Source organism: Nocardia sp. NBC_00511 (genome assembly GCF_045161165.1).
Classification (GTDB): Bacteria; Actinomycetota; Actinomycetes; order Mycobacteriales; family Mycobacteriaceae; genus Nocardia.
In genome coordinates this window covers 1824801-1842056 of sequence record NZ_CP107849.1, presented here as the reverse complement: position 1 = coordinate 1842056, position 17256 = coordinate 1824801, and the positions used below count along the sequence as shown (strand labels likewise).

17 protein-coding genes are annotated in these 17256 nt (G+C 68.2%); 5 read left to right on the top strand and 12 right to left on the bottom strand.

The window, feature by feature from the left end; translation table 11 throughout:
- Positions 1-35: 35 nt before the first annotated feature.
- The 3 genes from OG300_RS08675 to OG300_RS08665 all read right to left on the bottom strand — a co-directional run bounded on the left by OG300_RS08675 (position 36) and on the right by OG300_RS08665 (position 2491).
- Positions 36-377, bottom strand: coding sequence for a 4Fe-4S binding protein (locus OG300_RS08675; protein WP_405493947.1), 342 nt, complete (start codon positions 375-377; stop codon positions 36-38).
- Entirely contained in the window at positions 374-1966 is a 1593-nt protein-coding gene (locus OG300_RS08670) for an FAD-binding protein (RefSeq protein WP_405493945.1), read from the bottom strand. The genes OG300_RS08675 and OG300_RS08670 overlap by 4 nt, the downstream gene beginning before the upstream one ends.
- Positions 1967-2113: 147 nt before the next feature.
- On the bottom strand, positions 2114-2491 hold the full coding sequence (locus tag OG300_RS08665) for a cupin domain-containing protein (RefSeq protein ID WP_405493943.1): 378 nt from the start codon (positions 2489-2491) through the stop codon (positions 2114-2116).
- Positions 2492-2563: 72 nt separating this feature from the next.
- Here OG300_RS08665 and OG300_RS08660 point away from each other — a divergent pair, with 72 nt between their 5' ends.
- Complete coding sequence (locus OG300_RS08660) at positions 2564-3238, top strand: TetR/AcrR family transcriptional regulator (protein WP_405493941.1); 675 nt, start codon at positions 2564-2566, stop codon at positions 3236-3238.
- Here OG300_RS08660 and OG300_RS08655 read toward each other — a convergent pair.
- Complete coding sequence (locus OG300_RS08655; RefSeq protein ID WP_405493939.1) at positions 3235-3669, bottom strand: MarR family winged helix-turn-helix transcriptional regulator; 435 nt, start codon at positions 3667-3669, stop codon at positions 3235-3237. The genes OG300_RS08660 and OG300_RS08655 overlap by 4 nt on opposite strands.
- Positions 3670-3755: 86 nt before the next feature.
- On the opposite strand from OG300_RS08655, the gene OG300_RS08650 reads away from it, so the two are divergent.
- From OG300_RS08650 to OG300_RS08635, 4 genes are all read left to right on the top strand, one after another.
- A complete protein-coding gene (locus OG300_RS08650; protein ID WP_405493937.1) occupies positions 3756-5315 on the top strand; it encodes an MFS transporter in 1560 nt (519 codons plus the stop codon).
- A 120-nt stretch (positions 5316-5435) separates the two neighbouring features.
- Positions 5436-5906 (top strand): DUF6194 family protein, encoded by a 471-nt coding sequence (locus OG300_RS08645; protein ID WP_405493935.1) that lies wholly within the window; start codon positions 5436-5438, stop codon positions 5904-5906.
- A 102-nt stretch (positions 5907-6008) separates the two neighbouring features.
- Entirely contained in the window at positions 6009-7004 is a 996-nt protein-coding gene (locus OG300_RS08640) for a diiron oxygenase (protein ID WP_405493934.1), read from the top strand.
- A 71-nt stretch (positions 7005-7075) separates the two neighbouring features.
- Positions 7076-8482 (top strand): serine hydrolase domain-containing protein, encoded by a 1407-nt coding sequence (locus OG300_RS08635; protein ID WP_405493932.1) that lies wholly within the window; start codon positions 7076-7078, stop codon positions 8480-8482.
- Here the strand turns inward: OG300_RS08635 and OG300_RS08630 are convergent.
- The 8 genes from OG300_RS08630 to OG300_RS08595 form a co-directional block, all read right to left on the bottom strand.
- Positions 8476-9405 (bottom strand): alpha/beta fold hydrolase, encoded by a 930-nt coding sequence (locus OG300_RS08630; RefSeq protein ID WP_405493930.1) that lies wholly within the window; start codon positions 9403-9405, stop codon positions 8476-8478. The two genes, OG300_RS08635 and OG300_RS08630, sit on opposite strands and share 7 nt — an antisense overlap.
- A gap of 80 nt (positions 9406-9485) precedes the next feature.
- Entirely contained in the window at positions 9486-10154 is a 669-nt protein-coding gene (locus OG300_RS08625) for an SHOCT domain-containing protein (protein WP_405493928.1), read from the bottom strand.
- A gap of 112 nt (positions 10155-10266) precedes the next feature.
- Positions 10267-11130 carry a GAF domain-containing protein gene (locus OG300_RS08620; RefSeq protein WP_405493926.1) on the bottom strand — a complete coding sequence of 288 codons (864 nt, stop codon included), beginning with the start codon at positions 11128-11130 and terminating at the stop codon, positions 10267-10269.
- Positions 11131-11210: 80 nt separating this feature from the next.
- Positions 11211-12752, bottom strand: a complete 1542-nt coding sequence (locus OG300_RS08615) for an FAD-dependent monooxygenase (protein ID WP_405493924.1) — start codon at positions 12750-12752, stop codon at positions 11211-11213.
- Between the two features lie 48 nt (positions 12753-12800).
- Positions 12801-14015 carry a cytochrome P450 gene (locus OG300_RS08610; protein WP_405493922.1) on the bottom strand — a complete coding sequence of 405 codons (1215 nt, stop codon included), beginning with the start codon at positions 14013-14015 and terminating at the stop codon, positions 12801-12803.
- Positions 14012-15544 carry an MFS transporter gene (locus tag OG300_RS08605; RefSeq protein ID WP_405493920.1) on the bottom strand — a complete coding sequence of 511 codons (1533 nt, stop codon included), beginning with the start codon at positions 15542-15544 and terminating at the stop codon, positions 14012-14014. Before OG300_RS08605 ends, OG300_RS08610 begins: the two co-directional genes overlap by 4 nt.
- Positions 15541-16215: an HAD family hydrolase gene (locus OG300_RS08600; RefSeq protein ID WP_405493918.1), complete on the bottom strand. Its 675-nt coding sequence runs from the start codon at positions 16213-16215 to the stop codon at positions 15541-15543. Before OG300_RS08600 ends, OG300_RS08605 begins: the two co-directional genes overlap by 4 nt.
- A complete protein-coding gene (locus OG300_RS08595) occupies positions 16212-17207 on the bottom strand; it encodes a ScbA/BarX family gamma-butyrolactone biosynthesis protein (RefSeq protein WP_405493916.1) in 996 nt (331 codons plus the stop codon). The genes OG300_RS08600 and OG300_RS08595 overlap by 4 nt, the downstream gene beginning before the upstream one ends.
- Positions 17208-17256: the final 49 nt, after the last annotated feature.

Below are 17256 nucleotides of genomic sequence, written 5' to 3'. Positions count from 1 at the left end.
TCCGTGACGGCCACACCGCTTTTCACATCCGAGCGCTATTCCACCGTCAAGCGTGGCGGCGGATTGCCGTGCGGCAGTTCCGGGCCGACCGCGACGAGGCTGCCGGGCTTGCGCCCCTTGCCCCAGCCGATCTTCTCGCGGTAACGGCCGATGTGGGATTCGGGGATCAGCGCCGCATCGGGCAGCGGGGTCGAATCCGGGGCGACGTACAGCGCGTCGGCCGGGCAGTACGCCTCGCACATGAAGCAGGTCTGGCAGTCGGATTGCCTTGCGATGAGCGGGATTCCGCTCGCCGTTCGGTCGAAGACATTGGTGGGGCAGACATCGACGCATTTGTCGCAGGCGATGCACTCGTCTGCGAGCACCAGTTCGATCACGACGCCACCGCCAGGGTGGTGTTGGTCGCGGTGGTCGTCGAGGTCCAGACCTCGTCCAGGCCGCCGGACACGATGTGGTGGTGCTGACCCGGATCCAACTCCGGGTGATCGGCGCGCTTGCTCATGCCACGGGTCTCCTTGCGCGCCAACGTGGATCGATACATGAGACGGCCGACCGCGGTGATGGCGGCGGCCTGGCGGGCGCGCACCCGCTCCGCACCGGTGCCACCCAGCCCCAGGGCGGCACGATCCCACAGGTCGTCGAGTGCGGCCAGGGCCGGGCGGACGCGGTCGCCGTGGCGCAGGTAGTTCTTCTCGAACGGCAGCAGTTCGTGCTGCGCGTCGGCGAGAACCTCCTCCGCCGCAATCGATTCCGAGGCCTCGGGACGCAGCCCGACGCGGCCGGTGGCCCGCAGCGCGGCGGGATCGGCGTCCTCCGATGCCAGCGCGAACAGGGCCGCGCCGCGTCCCGCCCAGCTGCCCGAGGACATGGCCCACGCCGAATTGTGGCTGCCGCCACCGGTGAAACCACCGCAGATGCGTTCGCGGGTGGCGGCGTCACCGGCCGCGTACAGGCCGGGAACCGTGGTGGCACAGTGGTCGTCGACGATGTCGATGCCGCCAGTGCCGCGCACCGTGCCCTCGGCGAGCAGGTCCACCTCGAAGCGGTCGGTGAACGGGTCGATGCCGCGCCGGTCGAACTGCAGGAAGAAGTTCGGCTGCCCCAGCCGCATCTGCGCCTGCACGGTGGCGTCGGCGCGATCGAGCTGCGCGAACACCTTCTCCGACAACAGGGTCTGCGCGATGACCGAGCGCCCCTTGGTCGAGCCCGCGCCCTCGAGCACGCTGCCGTCCTCGTGGAAGAAGGTGGCGTAACCGTAGTAGGCGGTCTTGGTGATGGTCGAGCCCTTGGGCACGATGCCGTAGGCGTTGGAGAACTCCATGCCGGAGAACCGCGCACCCACCTCGGCCGCCATCAGCGCGCCGTCGCCGGTGTTCACGTTGGTGCCCAGCGCCCGCGACAGGAACGCACAACCACCGCTGGCGAGCACCACCGCACCGGCGGTGACCTGGTAGTCCTGCTCGTCCTGACGCCGGTAGCCCGCCGCGCCGCGCACCACGCCGTCGGCGTCCACCAGAAGTTCCAGGGCGGGAGCGTGATCGAGGATTCGCACCCCGAGCCGCTGCACCCAGGCGCGCATGCGGCGCATGTACTCCGGGCCCTGCACGCCGGTGCGGATCTGCTCACCGGTCTCCGGCGACACCGGGAACGGGTAGCGGCCCTCGACGGCCAGGCGGCTCATATTGGCGTAGGTCTGGTCGAGGACCCGGTCCATCCAATAATGGTCCGCCAGATGGCCACCGAGGGCTTCCCGGCTGGCCTTGGCATTGGCGCGGGCGGTCGCCTCCGGGGCGACGTACCAGACGCCGGTGCCGGAAGGCGCTGTCGCGCCGCTGGTTCCGCAGTAGCCCTTGTCCACCAGCACCACTTCGGCTCCGGCTTCCCGGGCGTGGACGGCGGCCCAGCAGGCGGCGGGTCCGCCACCGATCACCAGCACATCGGTCCTGATCTGCCATGGTTCGCTCATCGGCGTCGTCCTCCCGGGAGTTGGTGCCCGGAACCGTAAGCCGCTCAGCCATCGCGGCTGAACGATTCCGATCAGCCTGATCCTTGCGCGGCCGAATTTCCCACCCGGTGGAAACCTGTTTGGAGATTCGGCCGCACGAGCCGATGATCAGGCCTTCTCGTGGGTGGTACCCGGCCGTGGCGTGATGCTCATGAGCTCGCAGGGCTCCAGCACGCTGAGTCGATGCCACTGCCCGGGCGGCACCACGAAGCAGTCGCCGGGCGTCAGCGTCGCGTGCGGCCGCACGCCGTCCCCCTCATCGCGCAGGAAGACCGCGAGCCGCCCGCGCAGCAGGCACAGCACCTCCTCCCCTGCCGGATGTCGTTCCCACACATCGGAATGCACCGCCCGGTCGTCCTCGGCCCGGAAGGCGGCCACGGTCCACAGGCCCGGGTCCGCACCCGGATTGCCGCGCCCGGTGATGTCGACCGAGCCACCGGCGCGGAGCTGGATCAACGTGTCGAACATGTCGGCGGTCGCTGTCATGAGATGATTCCTCACACTCGTTTTCTAACGCGTTCGAAAACTAGTGTGCAGCCGATAGAGGAGACTTGTCCAGTGCCAGCCGACCACTCCGCCACCCCCGGCGCCGCGCGCACCGGCCGACCGCCGCGCACCTCCCGCGCGCAGATCCTCACCGCCGCACGCACTCTGATCGACCGCGACGGCTGGCAGACGCTGTCGATGCGGCGACTGGCCGCCGAACTCGGCACCGCGCCGACCACGCTCTACCACCACATCCGCGACAAGCAGGACCTGCTCGTGCAGCTGCTCAACGATTCGGCGGATCGACTCGAACGCCCGGTACTGCCGACGGATCCCAAGCAGCGCATCCTCGCCGCCGCGACCGTCATGCACGACGGCCTGGCCGCGGCCCCCTGGATGGTCGAGGTGCTCACCGCCGACGCGGTCCTCGGCGACTCCGCGCTGTGGATGGTCGAGGCGATGATCGACGGGGCGATCGATTGCGGGCTCACCCCCGAGGACGCGGTACACCTCTACCGCACCATCTGGTACTACACGGTGGGCGAGATCCTGGTGCGCGCCAACACCATTCGCCATCGCCCCGACCCGCAGCCGGACTACCGCCAGGCCGTCATGGGCGATACCGACCGCAATTCCGCGTGGCCGCGACTGGCCGCGTTGGCGCAGTGGTGGCCGGAGCTCACCGCGCAGGACACCTACGCGACCGGGCTACGCGCGATCGTGAACGGAATGCTGGACGCGAACTAGCGGCAGGCCTCGGCCATCCCGGACAACCACACCCGGACGGCGGCGCGCTGCGCCGGAGTGAAGGCGGCCTCCAACTCGGCCTCGCGACGATCCACCGCGATCTCGGCCCGCGCGTACAGTTCTCGGCCCGCGTCGGTGACGTAGATCTGATGGGTGCGACGGTCGGTCGGGTGCGGACGGCGCTCGATGAGGCCCTCTTTCTCGAGGCCACCGAGCATTTCATTGGCCGCTTGCCGGGAACTCGCCACCTCACGCGCGATATCGGCGACCGACATCCCGGGCCGATGCTGGGTCATCATCAACGTCGCGTACTGCGAGCTGGTGAGCCCGAAATCGGCGAGCGACTCGCCGATAGCCGAGCGCATGCTGAGCCACACCTTGCGGACCATGAACGTCAGCGAACCGCCCTCGCGCCCATCGGAACTCACCATGCGGCCACCCTTCGGAGATTGACAGGTTCTTGACGATTGTGCAGACTTCGTTCGTCAGGTTCCTACCAATCTTATCGAAGGTATCCATGACCACGCCTCCGGCACTGCCGACCTCGCGGCAGCGGCTCATTCTCACCGTCCTCCTGCTGTCCTCCCTGCTGATCTGGCTCGACAACACCATCCTCGGCACCGCGCTGGAAACCCTCGCCGACCCGGTGCGCGGCCTGGGCGCGAGCCCCGGCCAACTGCAATGGGCCACCGGCTCTTACACACTGGTCTTCGCCGCGCTGATGTTCACCGCGGGCGCCCTCGGCGACCGATTCGGCCACCGCACCGTGCTCACCACGGGTTTGGTGGTCTTCGCCGCATCCTCCGTCTGGGCGGCCTACTCCGGCAGCGCGGGCGAACTGATCGCCGCGCGCGCCGCCATGGGCATCGGCAGCGCACTCATCATGCCCGCCACCATGGCCATCCTCACCTGGACCTTCACCGGACCGGCCCGCGCCACCGCGATCGGCCTGTTCTCCACCTCCGCGGGCGTGGGCCTGGCCGCCGGGCCACTGCTGGCCGGCGTGCTGCTCGACCACTTCTGGTGGGGCTCGGTGTTTCTGGTGAACGTGCCCGTGGTGGCGGTCGCGCTCATCGGCATCGCGGCGCTGGTGCCGAACTTCCGCAGCCCGATTCCGCGGCCCCTCGATTTCGCCGGACTGCTGCTGTCGATCAGCGGGCTCGCGGCGCTGGCGTACGGCCTGATCCGGGCCGGACAGGTCGCCTCGTGGACACCGGTGCAGGTGTGGGGGCCGATCGCGGCGGGGCTGATCCTGCTCGCGAGCTTCGTCGTGGTCGAATTGCGTTCCAGCCAGCCGAGTTTCGACCCGCGACTGCTGGCGCGGCGAGTCTTCGGCGGCGGCAATGCGGCCCTGGGGCTGTTGTTCCTGGCGATGACCGCGGTCGGCTTCTACAGCGCGTTCTATCTGCAAGGGGCGCGCGGATTCTCGCCGCTCGCGGCCGGTCTCACCAATTCGCCTGCCGCACTCGGGGTGATCGTGGGCGGACCGCTCGGCGTGCGACTGGTACGACGGTGGCCGCTGTGGATCGTCACCTCCAGCGCCTTGACCATCGCGGCGCTGTGCATGGGCACCTTCGCGTTCTACGGTCTGCACACGCCGATCGCCTTGATGGTGCTGATCTCCGCGATCCAGGGGCTGACCATCGGCATGGTGATCGGATCGGTGACCGGAACCCTTATGGGCACACTGCCTTTGGACAGCGCGGGGACCGGATCGGCGGTCACCAATACGGTGCGGCAGACCGGCAGTGTGCTCGGCATCGCGATCGGCGGCACCATCATGTCGATCGTGTACCGCAACGGCATCGACGGTGCGGCGCACGATCTTCCGGCGGAGTCGGCGGATCGCGTGCGGGCGTCGGCCGAGCAGGCCCGGCACATCGCCGCGGCCATCCACCGTCCCGATCTGGCCCACGCGGCAGACCTGGCGTTCATTCACGCCATGCACGTCGGCGCGATCTGGACCATGCTGTTCGCCCTCTCGGCGGCAGCCGCCTTGATCGTCTTCCTGCGTCCGGTGCGGAAACCCGAACCCGCCCCGGTGCCGGACGGTGAAACCGTGGGCGCACGACCGTAAACCGCATATCCCGCCGCATCGACCATGCGGCGGGATACGGCTGGTTTGAGACTTCTCCCGCTATGACCTGGAATTTCCGGTCTAAGTCTCACTGGGAAGTTCAATGAGATCCTGGAACTCATGAGCATCGACGAGATCATCGAATTCATCGAAGCGCTGGGCGGGGTGCTGACCCTGCGACCCGGCCCCGGAGACGGGTTTCCGGAAATCGCCTGGGGCGACGTGTTCTTCTACTACTCCCCCAGCGGTGAGATCCCGACCGCCACACAGCCTTTCGCGACCATCGTGACCAAGGACTATCCCGACGACCGGGCCTCACGTTTGGATCGACCGGATGCCTTCCGGCTCAATATCAGCGCGGGCCGCGAGGCGTTCGCCGAACAGACGGGGTACACACCTCGCGAAGCCGCCGACCATCCGGTGGACTCGAGTCGGGCCGATGTCCTGCTCGCACATCCGGTCTACGCCGGGGCAGCCTGGCTGGCGGTGGTGAACCCCGGTCCAGGCACCGCGCGGGCAGTCGAAGGGCTGCTGGTAGCGGCACATTCCCGGGCTCGCGGCCGATTCGAGACCGCCGAGGGTTGTGTGTAACCCGCGTTAGCACTTACCTTGGAGTGTGTTGCACCGCACAGGCGCGGGAGCCGAACCTCCGCGCCTGCCGCGGCGCACGGCACGCATGACGAGGAGGCAACGATGGCTCTGACGACCACCAACAACGGTCCGGCACAGCGGGACTACGCGGATCTACTGCACACCCTGTCGGAGGGATCGGTGCAGCGGCGCTTCGATCCCTATCTGGACATCGACTGGGACGCACCGGAATTCGCGATCGACCCGAAAGATTCGCGCTGGGTGCTCGCGCCGGAGATCGATCCACTGGGCGCGACCAGCTGGTATCGGGCGCAACCGCTGGACCGGCAGATCGAGATCGGACGCTGGCGCGTCGCGAACGCCGTCAAGGTCGGCGCGGCCTTCGAGAGCATCCTGATTCGCGGAATGATGCAGTACATCATGAAGCTGCCCAACGGCTCTCCGGAATTCCGCTACTGCCTCCACGAGATGACCGAGGAGTGCAACCACATTCAGATGTTCCAGGAGCTGGTCAACCGGATCGGCGTCGACGTGCCGGGCATGCGGCCGATGTTCCGGACGCTCTCGCCGTTCATCGGCGTCGCGGGCGGATACGCCTGGGCCATTCTGTTCATCGGCATTCTGGGCGGCGAGGAACCGATCGACCACTACCAGAAGGCGATCATCCGCAATGGCGCGAACCTGCCGCCGGCGGTGGTGCGCTGCATGGAGATTCATATCGCCGAGGAAGCCCGGCACATCTCCTTCGCCAATGAATTCCTGATGGAACACGTGCCGGGCATGAACGTGCTCTACCGCAATGTCTGCGGCATCGCCTTCCCCCTCGCGATGCGCTGGCTGGCCGGCGAGATCATGGCTCCCCCGCCGGAGTTCGCGCGCCGCTTCGACATTCCGGACGCGGTGATCAAGGAGGCGTTCTGGCGCTCGCCGACCGCGGCCAAGACACTGTCGGGCTACTTCGGCGATATGCGTTCGCTCGCGGGTGATCTGGGTCTGATGAATCCGGTGACCAAGCGCCTGTGGAAGTTGCTGCGCATCGACGGCGACCAGTCCCGCTACCGCAGCGAACCCGATCGCCGGGTCATGCGCGTGGCCTGACACTGTCCGCAGCGGACTACTCCCGGCGCGTTTCGGTCACCCACCTGCGCATATCACGCTAAGTTGAGCGCATGTCCAGATTGACTGGCCGCCGGGTCCGCACCCGGTTCGAGGCGCTCGTCGCCCTCGCCGCAGTGGTCGGCATCGCGAATTCCCAGGCCATCGCGACGGCCGATGAGCCCGATCCGCTCGTGGTGATCTCCGGTTCGGATCTGCTGGCCGCCATCCAGGGCGGTCGGCTGCTCGGCGTTCCCCCGCTGCCCGCGCTGGCGGCGGGGGAAGCCGCGAAACTGGCGAACCCCGACTACTGGTCGAACTACATCCACGAGGTGCTGGCGAACAACACGGTGCTGTTGCCGCTGCCGACCGACGTCGTCAAACCCGATGCGCTGCTGCCACATGCGCCGATCGCGGCCGGAGGGTACGTCTCCGCACTGCCCAGCGCGCCGATCGACCTGCGCGATGTCACCTATCAGTGGGCCGGGCGCACCAAGACGGTCGGCGACTTCCTCGACGACACCGAGTCCGACGCACTGGAATTCGCGCACGACGGGACCGTGGTGGCCGCCTACTTCGCCAATGGATGGAGTGACGACCAGTCGCATCAGGCGTGGTCGATGACGAAATCGTTCGTCTCGACCCTGGTCGGTATCGCCTCCGACCAGCACCTGATCGACTCGCTCGACGATCCGGTCGACAAGTACGTGCCGGAGTTGAGCGGCACCGCATGGCAGGGCACCACACTGCGCAATATCCTCGAAATGCGTTCCGGCATCGAATGGGACGAGCACAGCGAGGATCTGTCACACAACACGCAGGTCACCGAATGGATCGACCTGGCGCTGGACTACTACACGAACGGGCGGACGGGCCAGACCCGCAACGGGTACCTGGCATCACTGCCGCGGGTCGAGGACCAGGGCGCGCGGTTCAACTACAACAGCGCCAATACCCAGGTGCTCGCCTGGATGCTGGAGAAGCTCTACGGCAAACCGTTCAACGAGGTGCTCTCCGAACAACTCTGGCAGCCCGCGGGCATGGAGGCTCCGGCCGACATCATGACCGACCGGGTGGGCGGAGCCATCGCCTCCGAGGAGTTGTTCGCCAGGCCAAGGGATTTCGTGCGCCTCGGTGAACTGATGCGCAATGGCGGACGCACACCCGAAGGGCGGCAGGTGGTATCGCAGCAGTGGGTCACCGCGGCCACCACCGGGATGCTGCCCGCCAGCGACGCCGGGGACACCACGCCCGGCGGGTACGGATACCAGTGGTGGAGCGGTGCGACACCGGATGGATTCCAGGCCAACGGCTTTCAGGGTCAGTACATCACCGTGAGCCCGGACGCGTGCCTCACCGGGCTGCGGCTGGCGCACACCATTCAGCTCGGCACCGACGGCACATTCGTCGGGCAGGGCAACAGCGAATGGCATGCGCTCTACCTGGCGGTGCTGGAGCGGCTCGGCGGATGCGCTCAGTGATGATCGACGAAGTCGCGCAGTAGCGGACCGGTGTCCGCGGGATCCTCGATCATGGGCGTGTGGCCGCAGTCGAGGGTTTCGAGGCGGACGCCGGAGACTCGGCGGTAGTCGTCGAAAGACGCAGGCAGCCAGCGCTTGTCGGCGGAACCGTGGATCACCATGCTGGGCAGCGCGAGTGCGGCCAGGCGGTCGGATTCCGGTTGCGCCCGCAGGTAGTCGTCCGAGGCCGCCGAGGTCGCGGTGAGGCTGCGATAGGTCATACCGTGCACATCGGCGATCACCTCGTCGGGGATCACGACATCGCGGGTGAAGGCGCTGCTCAGGGCAACTCGGATGGCGGCGTCGGGCAGCAGCGGCCACACGGCCTGGCCGAGCCCCGGCAGCGACAGCAGTGCCGAGGCCGGACCGTTGTCGGTGAAGGCGTCCAGGCGAGCGCCGGTGTCGATCAGCGCGATCGCGCTGACCAGGTCGTGGCGCTGTTCGGCGAGCGAGGTCGCCACGTACCCGCCGCTGGAATGTCCGATGAGGATCGCCCGGCCGACGCCGAGCCGGTCGAGGACGATGCCGACGCGGCGCGACTGCTCGGCAATGCTGTAGCCGCTGTCCGGTTTCGCCGACTTGCCATCCCCCAGCAGATCGACGCGTATCACGTAGCGGCCCCGCAACGCGGGCATGACCTGATCCCACCAGGCGGTCGATCCGGCCAGCCCATGGATCAACACCACCGCCTCGGTGCTGGGCGTCCCGCTGACGACGACATGCATGTCGCCGTCGGGAAGCGTCACCATCTCGTCCTGGGGGACATCGGCCCGAACCACCTGGGTGCCAATGGAATTCGCGGTGCACATGACGATGAGCACTGCGGCGCACAGGAATCCGGCGCGGCGCCGAGCTCGCGCCGCAGCGGTGGTCGTGACGGTCATGGGGGTCCTCCTCGGGATCGGTCTGGATCCCCACCCTCCACGCTGGCGACCAACCCGTATTGAACAAATGTCCGCGCCGCTCAGTGGCCGAGCAGGCGGGACTTCTCGGCGGCGAATTCGGCGTCGGTGAGCGAACCTTCGCGATGCAGCCGGGCCAGCTCCGAGAGCTGGTGGATGCGCGCGGATTCGTCGGTGTAGGAGTTGCCGAAGGGGCGGGTGGCCTCGTGGATGTGCACCTGCGATGTGCCGGTGGGCGCTTCGCCGACCCGGGGTTGTGACGCCTCGACATCGATGGTGACCCGCTTGCGATTGTGCGGGGCGGCGTAGACGACGACGTTCTGCCACTTGCGGAAGCCGCCCGCGGTGATCCGGCAGTAGGTCTCGTACGGCTTCTGGCCGGGCAGCGTGACCCGCAGGTGGTAGAGGCGCACGAAGCGTCCGAACCGACCGATGTCGGAGGCCCCGCCGATCATGGTGTTGGTCTGCTTGGCCTCGAGCACCACGGCCGTGCCACGGATCCCCCGCTTCAGCAGCCGCTTGTCGTTGTTGCCCATGCCCACCATGGACAGGTACATCCCGTAGACGAACGGCCCCCACCACACCACCACGATGATGAAGGCCGACAGTGCGAATTTCACCGGATGCGGTAGTCCCGCAATGTTGTTCACGGCCAGGATGGCGGGCAGGAACGCGACCGACATCACGACGAAGATCGTCCACGAGACCACGGACAATTTACCTACGGTCATCTGCGCACCACCTGGCCCCGTGGACCCCTATCGAACGAGCTGTCCAGGCATTATGTACCGCGCGATCGGCACTCGCAGCCGAAGGACCGGGACCCGCCGCGTGACGCGGGGATCAGCGCGAAGCCGGTGCGGACACCATGCGCAGCGCGGTCGACGTGGGCAGCCCCGGGACCGCCGTGAGCGACCCGGCGGGCAGCGGTGAGAGACCGCGGACGACCTCCGGCGGCAGAAAGTCCGGGGCGGTGGTCAGCCAGGCGCGCACATGCCCCGAGCCGGTGTGGACCAGGGCGGGGTGGCGATCGACCGCCACCTGATGCAGGACCTCAGCGGCGAGCCGACCAGCGGGGCCGGAGTCGTCGTCGGCCAGTTCCTGGCTGATGCCGTGCAGGAGCAGGCGACCGTCGGTCTGTGCGCAGCGAAAGGCGTAGCGCACCTTCATCGTTCGACCATCGGGTCGACGCATGGTCCATTCGCCGGTCCCGGCCCGATCCGGGGCGGCGGTGTCGATGGCTTCGAGGATCTCGGCCAGCTCGGGCAGCTGTGTGAAGGTGGACAGCAGGTCGGTGAGAGACGGCTCGCCGAGATCGGGCAGTCCGTAGAACTCCCCGCAGCCGGGATGACAGACCGGGCGCGGGCGGCCCGGATCGGTCACGTCCCAGGTCCAGCCCAGGGCGCGCGGTGGCGGGGGCGGGTTCTCGTCGCGGCCGCCGAGCCACACCATGACGGCGTGCACCTGGCGGCCGGGACCGAGAATCGGTCGGGCGTAGGCCAATCGGGTGCCTGGGGTGAGGTCGACCAGGGTCTGTGAGTCCTTGAGGTTGTCGACGACGACCCCCACGAGCTTCTGGACCATGGCCAGTGAGCTGCCCCGGAACACATTGCTCAGCGGTCGCCAGTTGCGGGCCCGCGATCCGGCGGCAACCACGGTGGGTGCGTCCGAGAAGGTCTCGATGACCAACCATTCCCCGTCACCCACAGCGATACCCCCGGCCGTCCATAGTTGCCGATGGTAACGAACATGACCGGGGTTCGCAGTCCAGACATCGTCGGGCAACCTCAATGCTGCTCTCCGGCCACCACCACCTGCTCCACGTCGACCCCGGTGCGGGTCCCGAACCAGAAGTTCGACGCGGCCGTAAAGCCCGGGTCCAGGCGGCCGTCCGGGGTGGTGATCGCCGCGCCCGACCAGGCCACGTAGCCGTCCGGACGGACCAGCACGGCGGCGGGGATGCCGTCCGGAAGTTGGCGCACCGCAACGAGATCCACCACCGGATGGCTGAAGCCCGCAGCGTGGGACACGCCCCCGCCGCCGTCGAGCAGCAGGATCGCGCGCCCTCGCGCCAGCAGATCGGAGACCGCGCGCGGACCCTGACCGGCGACTTCCACGGTGAGGTTCGGGAAGAATTCGCCCGCCCAGTCGCCGTCGCCGGGCGCGCTCGGGTAGCTCACGGAGTGGCCGTTGACGACATCGGCGAGCCGGTCGTGCGCGTCCGGATTGCTGAGCAGTTCGCGGATGAACGCGCGCAGCGGATCGTGTTCCGGCTTCGGGTTCATCAGCATGGCCTGCACGCGGGTGTTCTCGATGACCCGGGCCGCCACCGGCTGCCGCTCGGTCGAATAGCTGTCCAGCACAGCGGGATCCGCGCCACCACGCAGCACCGCGACCAGCTTCCAGCCGAGATTGACCGCGTCCTGCAGGCCCGCGTTGAGACCCTGCCCGCCCAGTGGATAGTGCACGTGGGCGGCGTCCCCGGCCACGAACAGTCTGCGGTCGCGGTAATCGGTGACAAGGCGGGTGAAATCGCTGAATCTGCTGGTGTATTCGAGGTTCTCCAGGTCGACGTGACGGCCGGTGATGCGGCCGAGAGCGGCCTGGAATTCCTCGGTGGTGATGGGACGGCGGCGGTCGGGTTCGGGGCCGTCGAACTCGAAGGTGATGATGCGGCTGGACCCGAACCTGTTGAGGTTCAACAGGGTCCAGCCGGTCGGGGTGGGCTGCCAGCCGGGGCGCAGCTGATCGGGATGCGGTAGTCGCGCCATGCCGAGCATGGCGCGCAGGGTGGGTGGGTATTCCAGGGTCGGGAAGGCCCCCGATTCCCGCACGATGCTGCGCGGACCGTCACAGCCGATCCCGAATTCGGCGCTCAGCGTGTAGTTCTCGGTGCCCGCCCGCACCGAGAACGTGACGCCGTCGTCGTCCTGACCGACCTCGGTGACGGTGTGGCCCCGCCGGATCACCGCGCCCAGCCCCGCCGCCCGCTCGCCGAGTGCCCGCTCCAGATCGGCCTGGGCGAGACCGATCATCACCGGGCCCTCGATCGCTCGGGTACGCAGGGTCAGCCACGGGTATCCGGCGAATTGGAATGGCTCCCGGACGATTTCGCGATAGTCGGCCTCCACGCGCGGGAAGCGCAGGATGCCGCGCCGGGCCAGGGTCTGGATGGCCCGCGCGTGGTAAGTGCCCGCCTTCGGCTGGTCGCTGACCTCGGTACGGGATTCCAGCACCAGCACCGAAACACCGTGCAGCGCCAGCTCTCCGGCGATCAGCATGCCCACCGGGCCGCCGCCGGACACCACTACCTCGAAACGCTCCGTCATCCGATGGTCCTCTCTGCCGGTCACACTCGTGGATGGTCGATCAGCTGGTCAGCGCAGCCGCACGGGCAGCGCCGACGGTCGGCGCAGGCCGATTCCGAAATCCCAGGGCACCGCGGCCGCGTCGACCGTGAGCTCGGCGGCGGGATAGCGGGTGAACAGCCGGGTCAGGATGGTGATCAATTCCAGCTGCGAGAGCGCCGAACCCATGCACCGGTGCATGCCGTACCCGTACTGGAGATGTTGGCGCACCGGACGTTCCAGGTCGATGGCCAGCGGATCGGGGAACACCTCGGGGTCGCGGTTGGCGGCGGTCACCCACGGGTAGGCGATGGCACCGACCGGCAGGGTGCCCGCGGTGGTCTCGAGCGGATTGGTCAGTTGCCGTGGGAAAGCTCCCGGGGTGCCCAGGGGCATGAGCCGCAGGATCTCGTCGATCAGCCGGGGCACGTACGTGGTCGGGTCCGCGGCGACCTGCCGGTACAGGGGCGGGTGGGCGAGCGCCGCGTAGACGGTCTTGCTGAGCATGGTGGCGATATTGTTGTCGCCGCCGAGCACGATGCCCATGACCGTGCCCTGCAACAGGCCGGTGTCGATATCGGCGTATTCGGGTTCGGCCGCGCGCCGCTTGTAGACGGCGAGCAGGCCGGTGTCGTCGTGGGTGCTGTCATCGGCCAGCAGGCGACCGACCCAGTCCCACAGCGCGATCCACGCCGTTTCGATGCCGGGGATATTGTCACGGTCCGCGAACTGCACGATGCGGCCCTGCTCGTTCATCCATTCGGCCTGCTCGACGGGAACGCCCAGCAGCCGCAGCGCGGCCTGCGCCGGGACGAGACGGAAGACATCGCGAACCAGGTCCGGCTGTCGGGCCGCCTCGAGGCGTTCGAACGCGGTATCGGTGAGTTCGGCGATGGCGGGCTCCCATTCGGCCAGCGCCCGGGCGCTGAACTCGTGGGAGACGAAGCGGCGCACGACACCGTGGACGGGGGCATCCAGGTTGATCAGGACTTCCGGAGCCCAGTTGGTCGGCATGAACGAGGGGCCGCCCTCGACATTGCAGAGTTCGCGGCTGGCGGTGCCGTCGAGCAGCAGCGCACGGACATCCGCGTAGGAGGTCAATGCGACAGCGCTGTGGCCGCTCGGCAATTCGATGCGGTCGAAGCCGTCGGACTCGCGGGGCAGGTGACGCACGAACGGTTCGGGGGTGTCGAGGTGCGGGATGTCGGTGACGCGGACGTGGACGGCGGGGATGCTGAGAGTCATTGCGGGTCCTCGGTTTCGGGCCGCAGCAGCACCGCGACCAGGACGACGAACAGCAGGGAGAGAGCGGTCAGCACCCAGAGCACGGGGTGCAGGGCATCGTTGTAGGCCTGAGCCAGCAGGGATCTGTCTACGGCGGTGCCGACGGTGGAGAGGTCACCGGCGGCGGTCGCGGTCGCGGCCCGGTCCACCACCTGACCGCCGAGTGAGGCGGGCAGCAGATCGTGGACCCGTCCGGTCACCAAAGTCGCCAGGACCGAGGCGTATACGGCGACCGCGACGGCTTCGCTGCCCAGCCGCACGGTCGAGACCAGCCCGGACACCATGCCCGCGCGGGCCGGTGACACCGACCCGATGGCCTGGCCGTCGACCAGGCCCACTCCGAGGCCGAAGCCCGCGCCGAGCAGCACCAGCGGTCCGGCGACCGACAGCACCGACCGGTCGACGCCGACCACGGTCAGCCAGGCGGTGCCCGCCGCGTACAGCGCGACGCTGACGGTGAGGATGACGCGCGGCGAAACACCTTGCTGGGCAAGCTTTCCGGCGAGAATCGGGGCGACGATCACCGGGACGGTCATGATCAGCATGACCGCGCCGACGGTCCCGGTCGGCAGGTCCCAGACCACGGTGAGGAAGGTCGGGAAGTAGGTCAGCAGCGCCACGAAACCGATCGCACCGGCCACCGGCACCAGCAGCAGGCCAACCAGGGTCGGGTTACGCAGGAGGCTCAGGTCCAGCAGGGGGTTGTCGGTATGCCGTTGCGCCACAGTGAATCCGGCCAGCACCACCAGCCCGGCGACGATCAGCGCGAGGGTGCCGAGGCCGGTCCAGCCCCAGGTGTTGGACTGCACGATTCCGGCGATCACCAGTGCCAACCCGGACGCGAACAGCACGGCCCCGCGATAGTCGATCGGCGGCCGCTGCGCATGCGCCACATCGCGCACCCCGCACGCCAGGCCGAGCCCGAAGGCGACCAGGATCAGCACCGCGTTCACCGCGAACATGCCCGGCCACCCGACCAGGCTGATCGCCGCCGCCGAGATGGAGGGCCCGAAGCCGAGCCCGACACCGGCGATGGTGCCGAACACCGCGAACACCCGGGTACGCTGCGCCCCTTCGAATTTCGAGGCGAGCAGGGCCCCGCCGCAGGCGAAGATGGTGGCCGCGCCGACACCGGCGAGCGCCCGCGCCAGGTCGAGCACCAGGATCGACGGCGCGAGCGCGCTGAGCACCGAGGCGACGAAGAACACCGCCGCACCGGCCAGGAAGCCGCGACGCAGGCCGAGGTGGTCGGCCAGGGACCCGGCCACCAGACTGAATGCCGCGAAGGTGAGGTTGAAGCCGTTGACCACCCATTGCAGGGCGGTCGGCGCACTGCCCAGATCCTCGGCGATCCGGGGCAGCGCGACACCGGTGCCGGAAACGCCGGTCGGCACCACCAGGACCGCCACCAGGACGGTGGCCAGCAGTACGCCGCGCCGCTCGGTCCGAAGCTGGTGCCCGGCAGTGGAATCGACTGCGATATCGGTCATGACCGCTCCCCCGCTCCGGCCGTCGCGACCCGCTCGGATCCGGCGAGCCAGTCGTCGAGTTCCGAAATCGACTGCGCCGCATCGAGGAACCGCACCGCATGCCAGCCGGACGCGCGAGCGGCGGCACAGTTCTCGGCCAGATCGTCGACCAGGACGCATTCCGCGGCCGGAACCCCGGCGAGATCCCGCGCGATCTCGAAGATCGCCGGATCCGGTTTGCGCACCCCGACCCGGCAGGAGTCGACGATATGGTCGGCCACCTCGTCCAAATCGACCATGCGCCGCCACGTCGGTTCCCACTCGACCACATTGTTGGTGAGGATCCCCACCTGATGGCCGCGTGTCCGCAGGTCGAAAGCGAGTTGTCGCACAACGGGATTCACCCGATGACCGTCGAACCACTGCACGCCGAAATCACGGCGGCTGCGGCTCAGGTCGATGTCCGGGTAGCGACGGCGCAGGGCGGCGTGCAGTCCGTCGACCCATTCGGTTTCCGGGAGCAGTGCGAGCTCGATCGGGGCCAGCGGTTGCACCCCGAGTTCGGCGGCGACCTGTGCCATCGCCCATTTCAGGTCCGCGGGCGCGATCCCGGTCTTGGTCTCGTAGACGGTGAACAGGTCTTCGATCGGCGGGGACAGGACGCCGCCGAAGTCCAGGTAGATCATGCTCATGCCCGGACCTCCGTCCGCACCGGCCAGCCGCTGCGACGCAGCGTGACCAGACCCTCGGTGATGATCGCGTCGCCCTGCGACATCTCGATGGCGAATTCGATGGTGCGGTCGCCGGTGGCCGGAAGTGGTTGCGCGCGAGTGCGGGTCGCCAGTTCGAGTTCGCCGAAGCGCAGGAAGGTGGCGCGGACCGCGGTCAGCACCAGCCGCTGCGGTGAGAGCCCGAACAGTTCGTGCGCGGCCGCGAGCCCGGTCTGCCGGAACGCCTCGAAGATCACCGCGCCCGGCACGTGGTCGAGGGGATGGTCGAACAGGCTCGGATGATGCTGGTCCACCACGACTTCCGCGTCCACGCCGGAACCGTCGCTGCGGACGTCGCCCAGCACGACATTGTCGAAACTGCGGCGGCCCACGAACTCGGGTACGGCACGGCGTTGCAGCGGAAAGGGATTGGAGGCGGTGAGGTCGAGTTGCGCGCGGCCCCGGGTGCGAACCTTGTCCCAGGCCGTGCCCGGCATCCACTGGATGGCCATCTCCATGGTGGCGACCGAGACCCCTTCCAGCTGGATCTCGACGGCGAGCGTGATGCCGACGATCACCTCGTCGCGACGCTTCTCCTCGACGATGACGGCATCGAGCACCCCGTAACCAGGATGCCCGCCCACCGACAGCGCCTCGATATTCGTGACGCGCAGATTGCCGGTGTTGAACACGAACTTCTGATCCATACCCGCACCGACATAGCGGTGCGCGATCAGGATCGACGCCTGCCGCGAGCATTCCAGTAGCAGCAACGGGTCGTAAACGGCACCCGCGGGTGTGGAATGCTCGCTGTAATAGCTGTGCTGACGCGGCAATTGGACGCCCAGCCGGAAACGCGGGTACTTCTCGCAGATGATGTCGGTCAGGAAGACCTCGCTGATCGCCGTGCGGTGCACGTGCTCGCGAGGTACGACGGTGGAATACGACAGTTGTGGCTCGATCACACGGGACATGGGTGCTCCGAGGTGCTTTCACGATGCCGCGGCAGCCATCGACCCCATT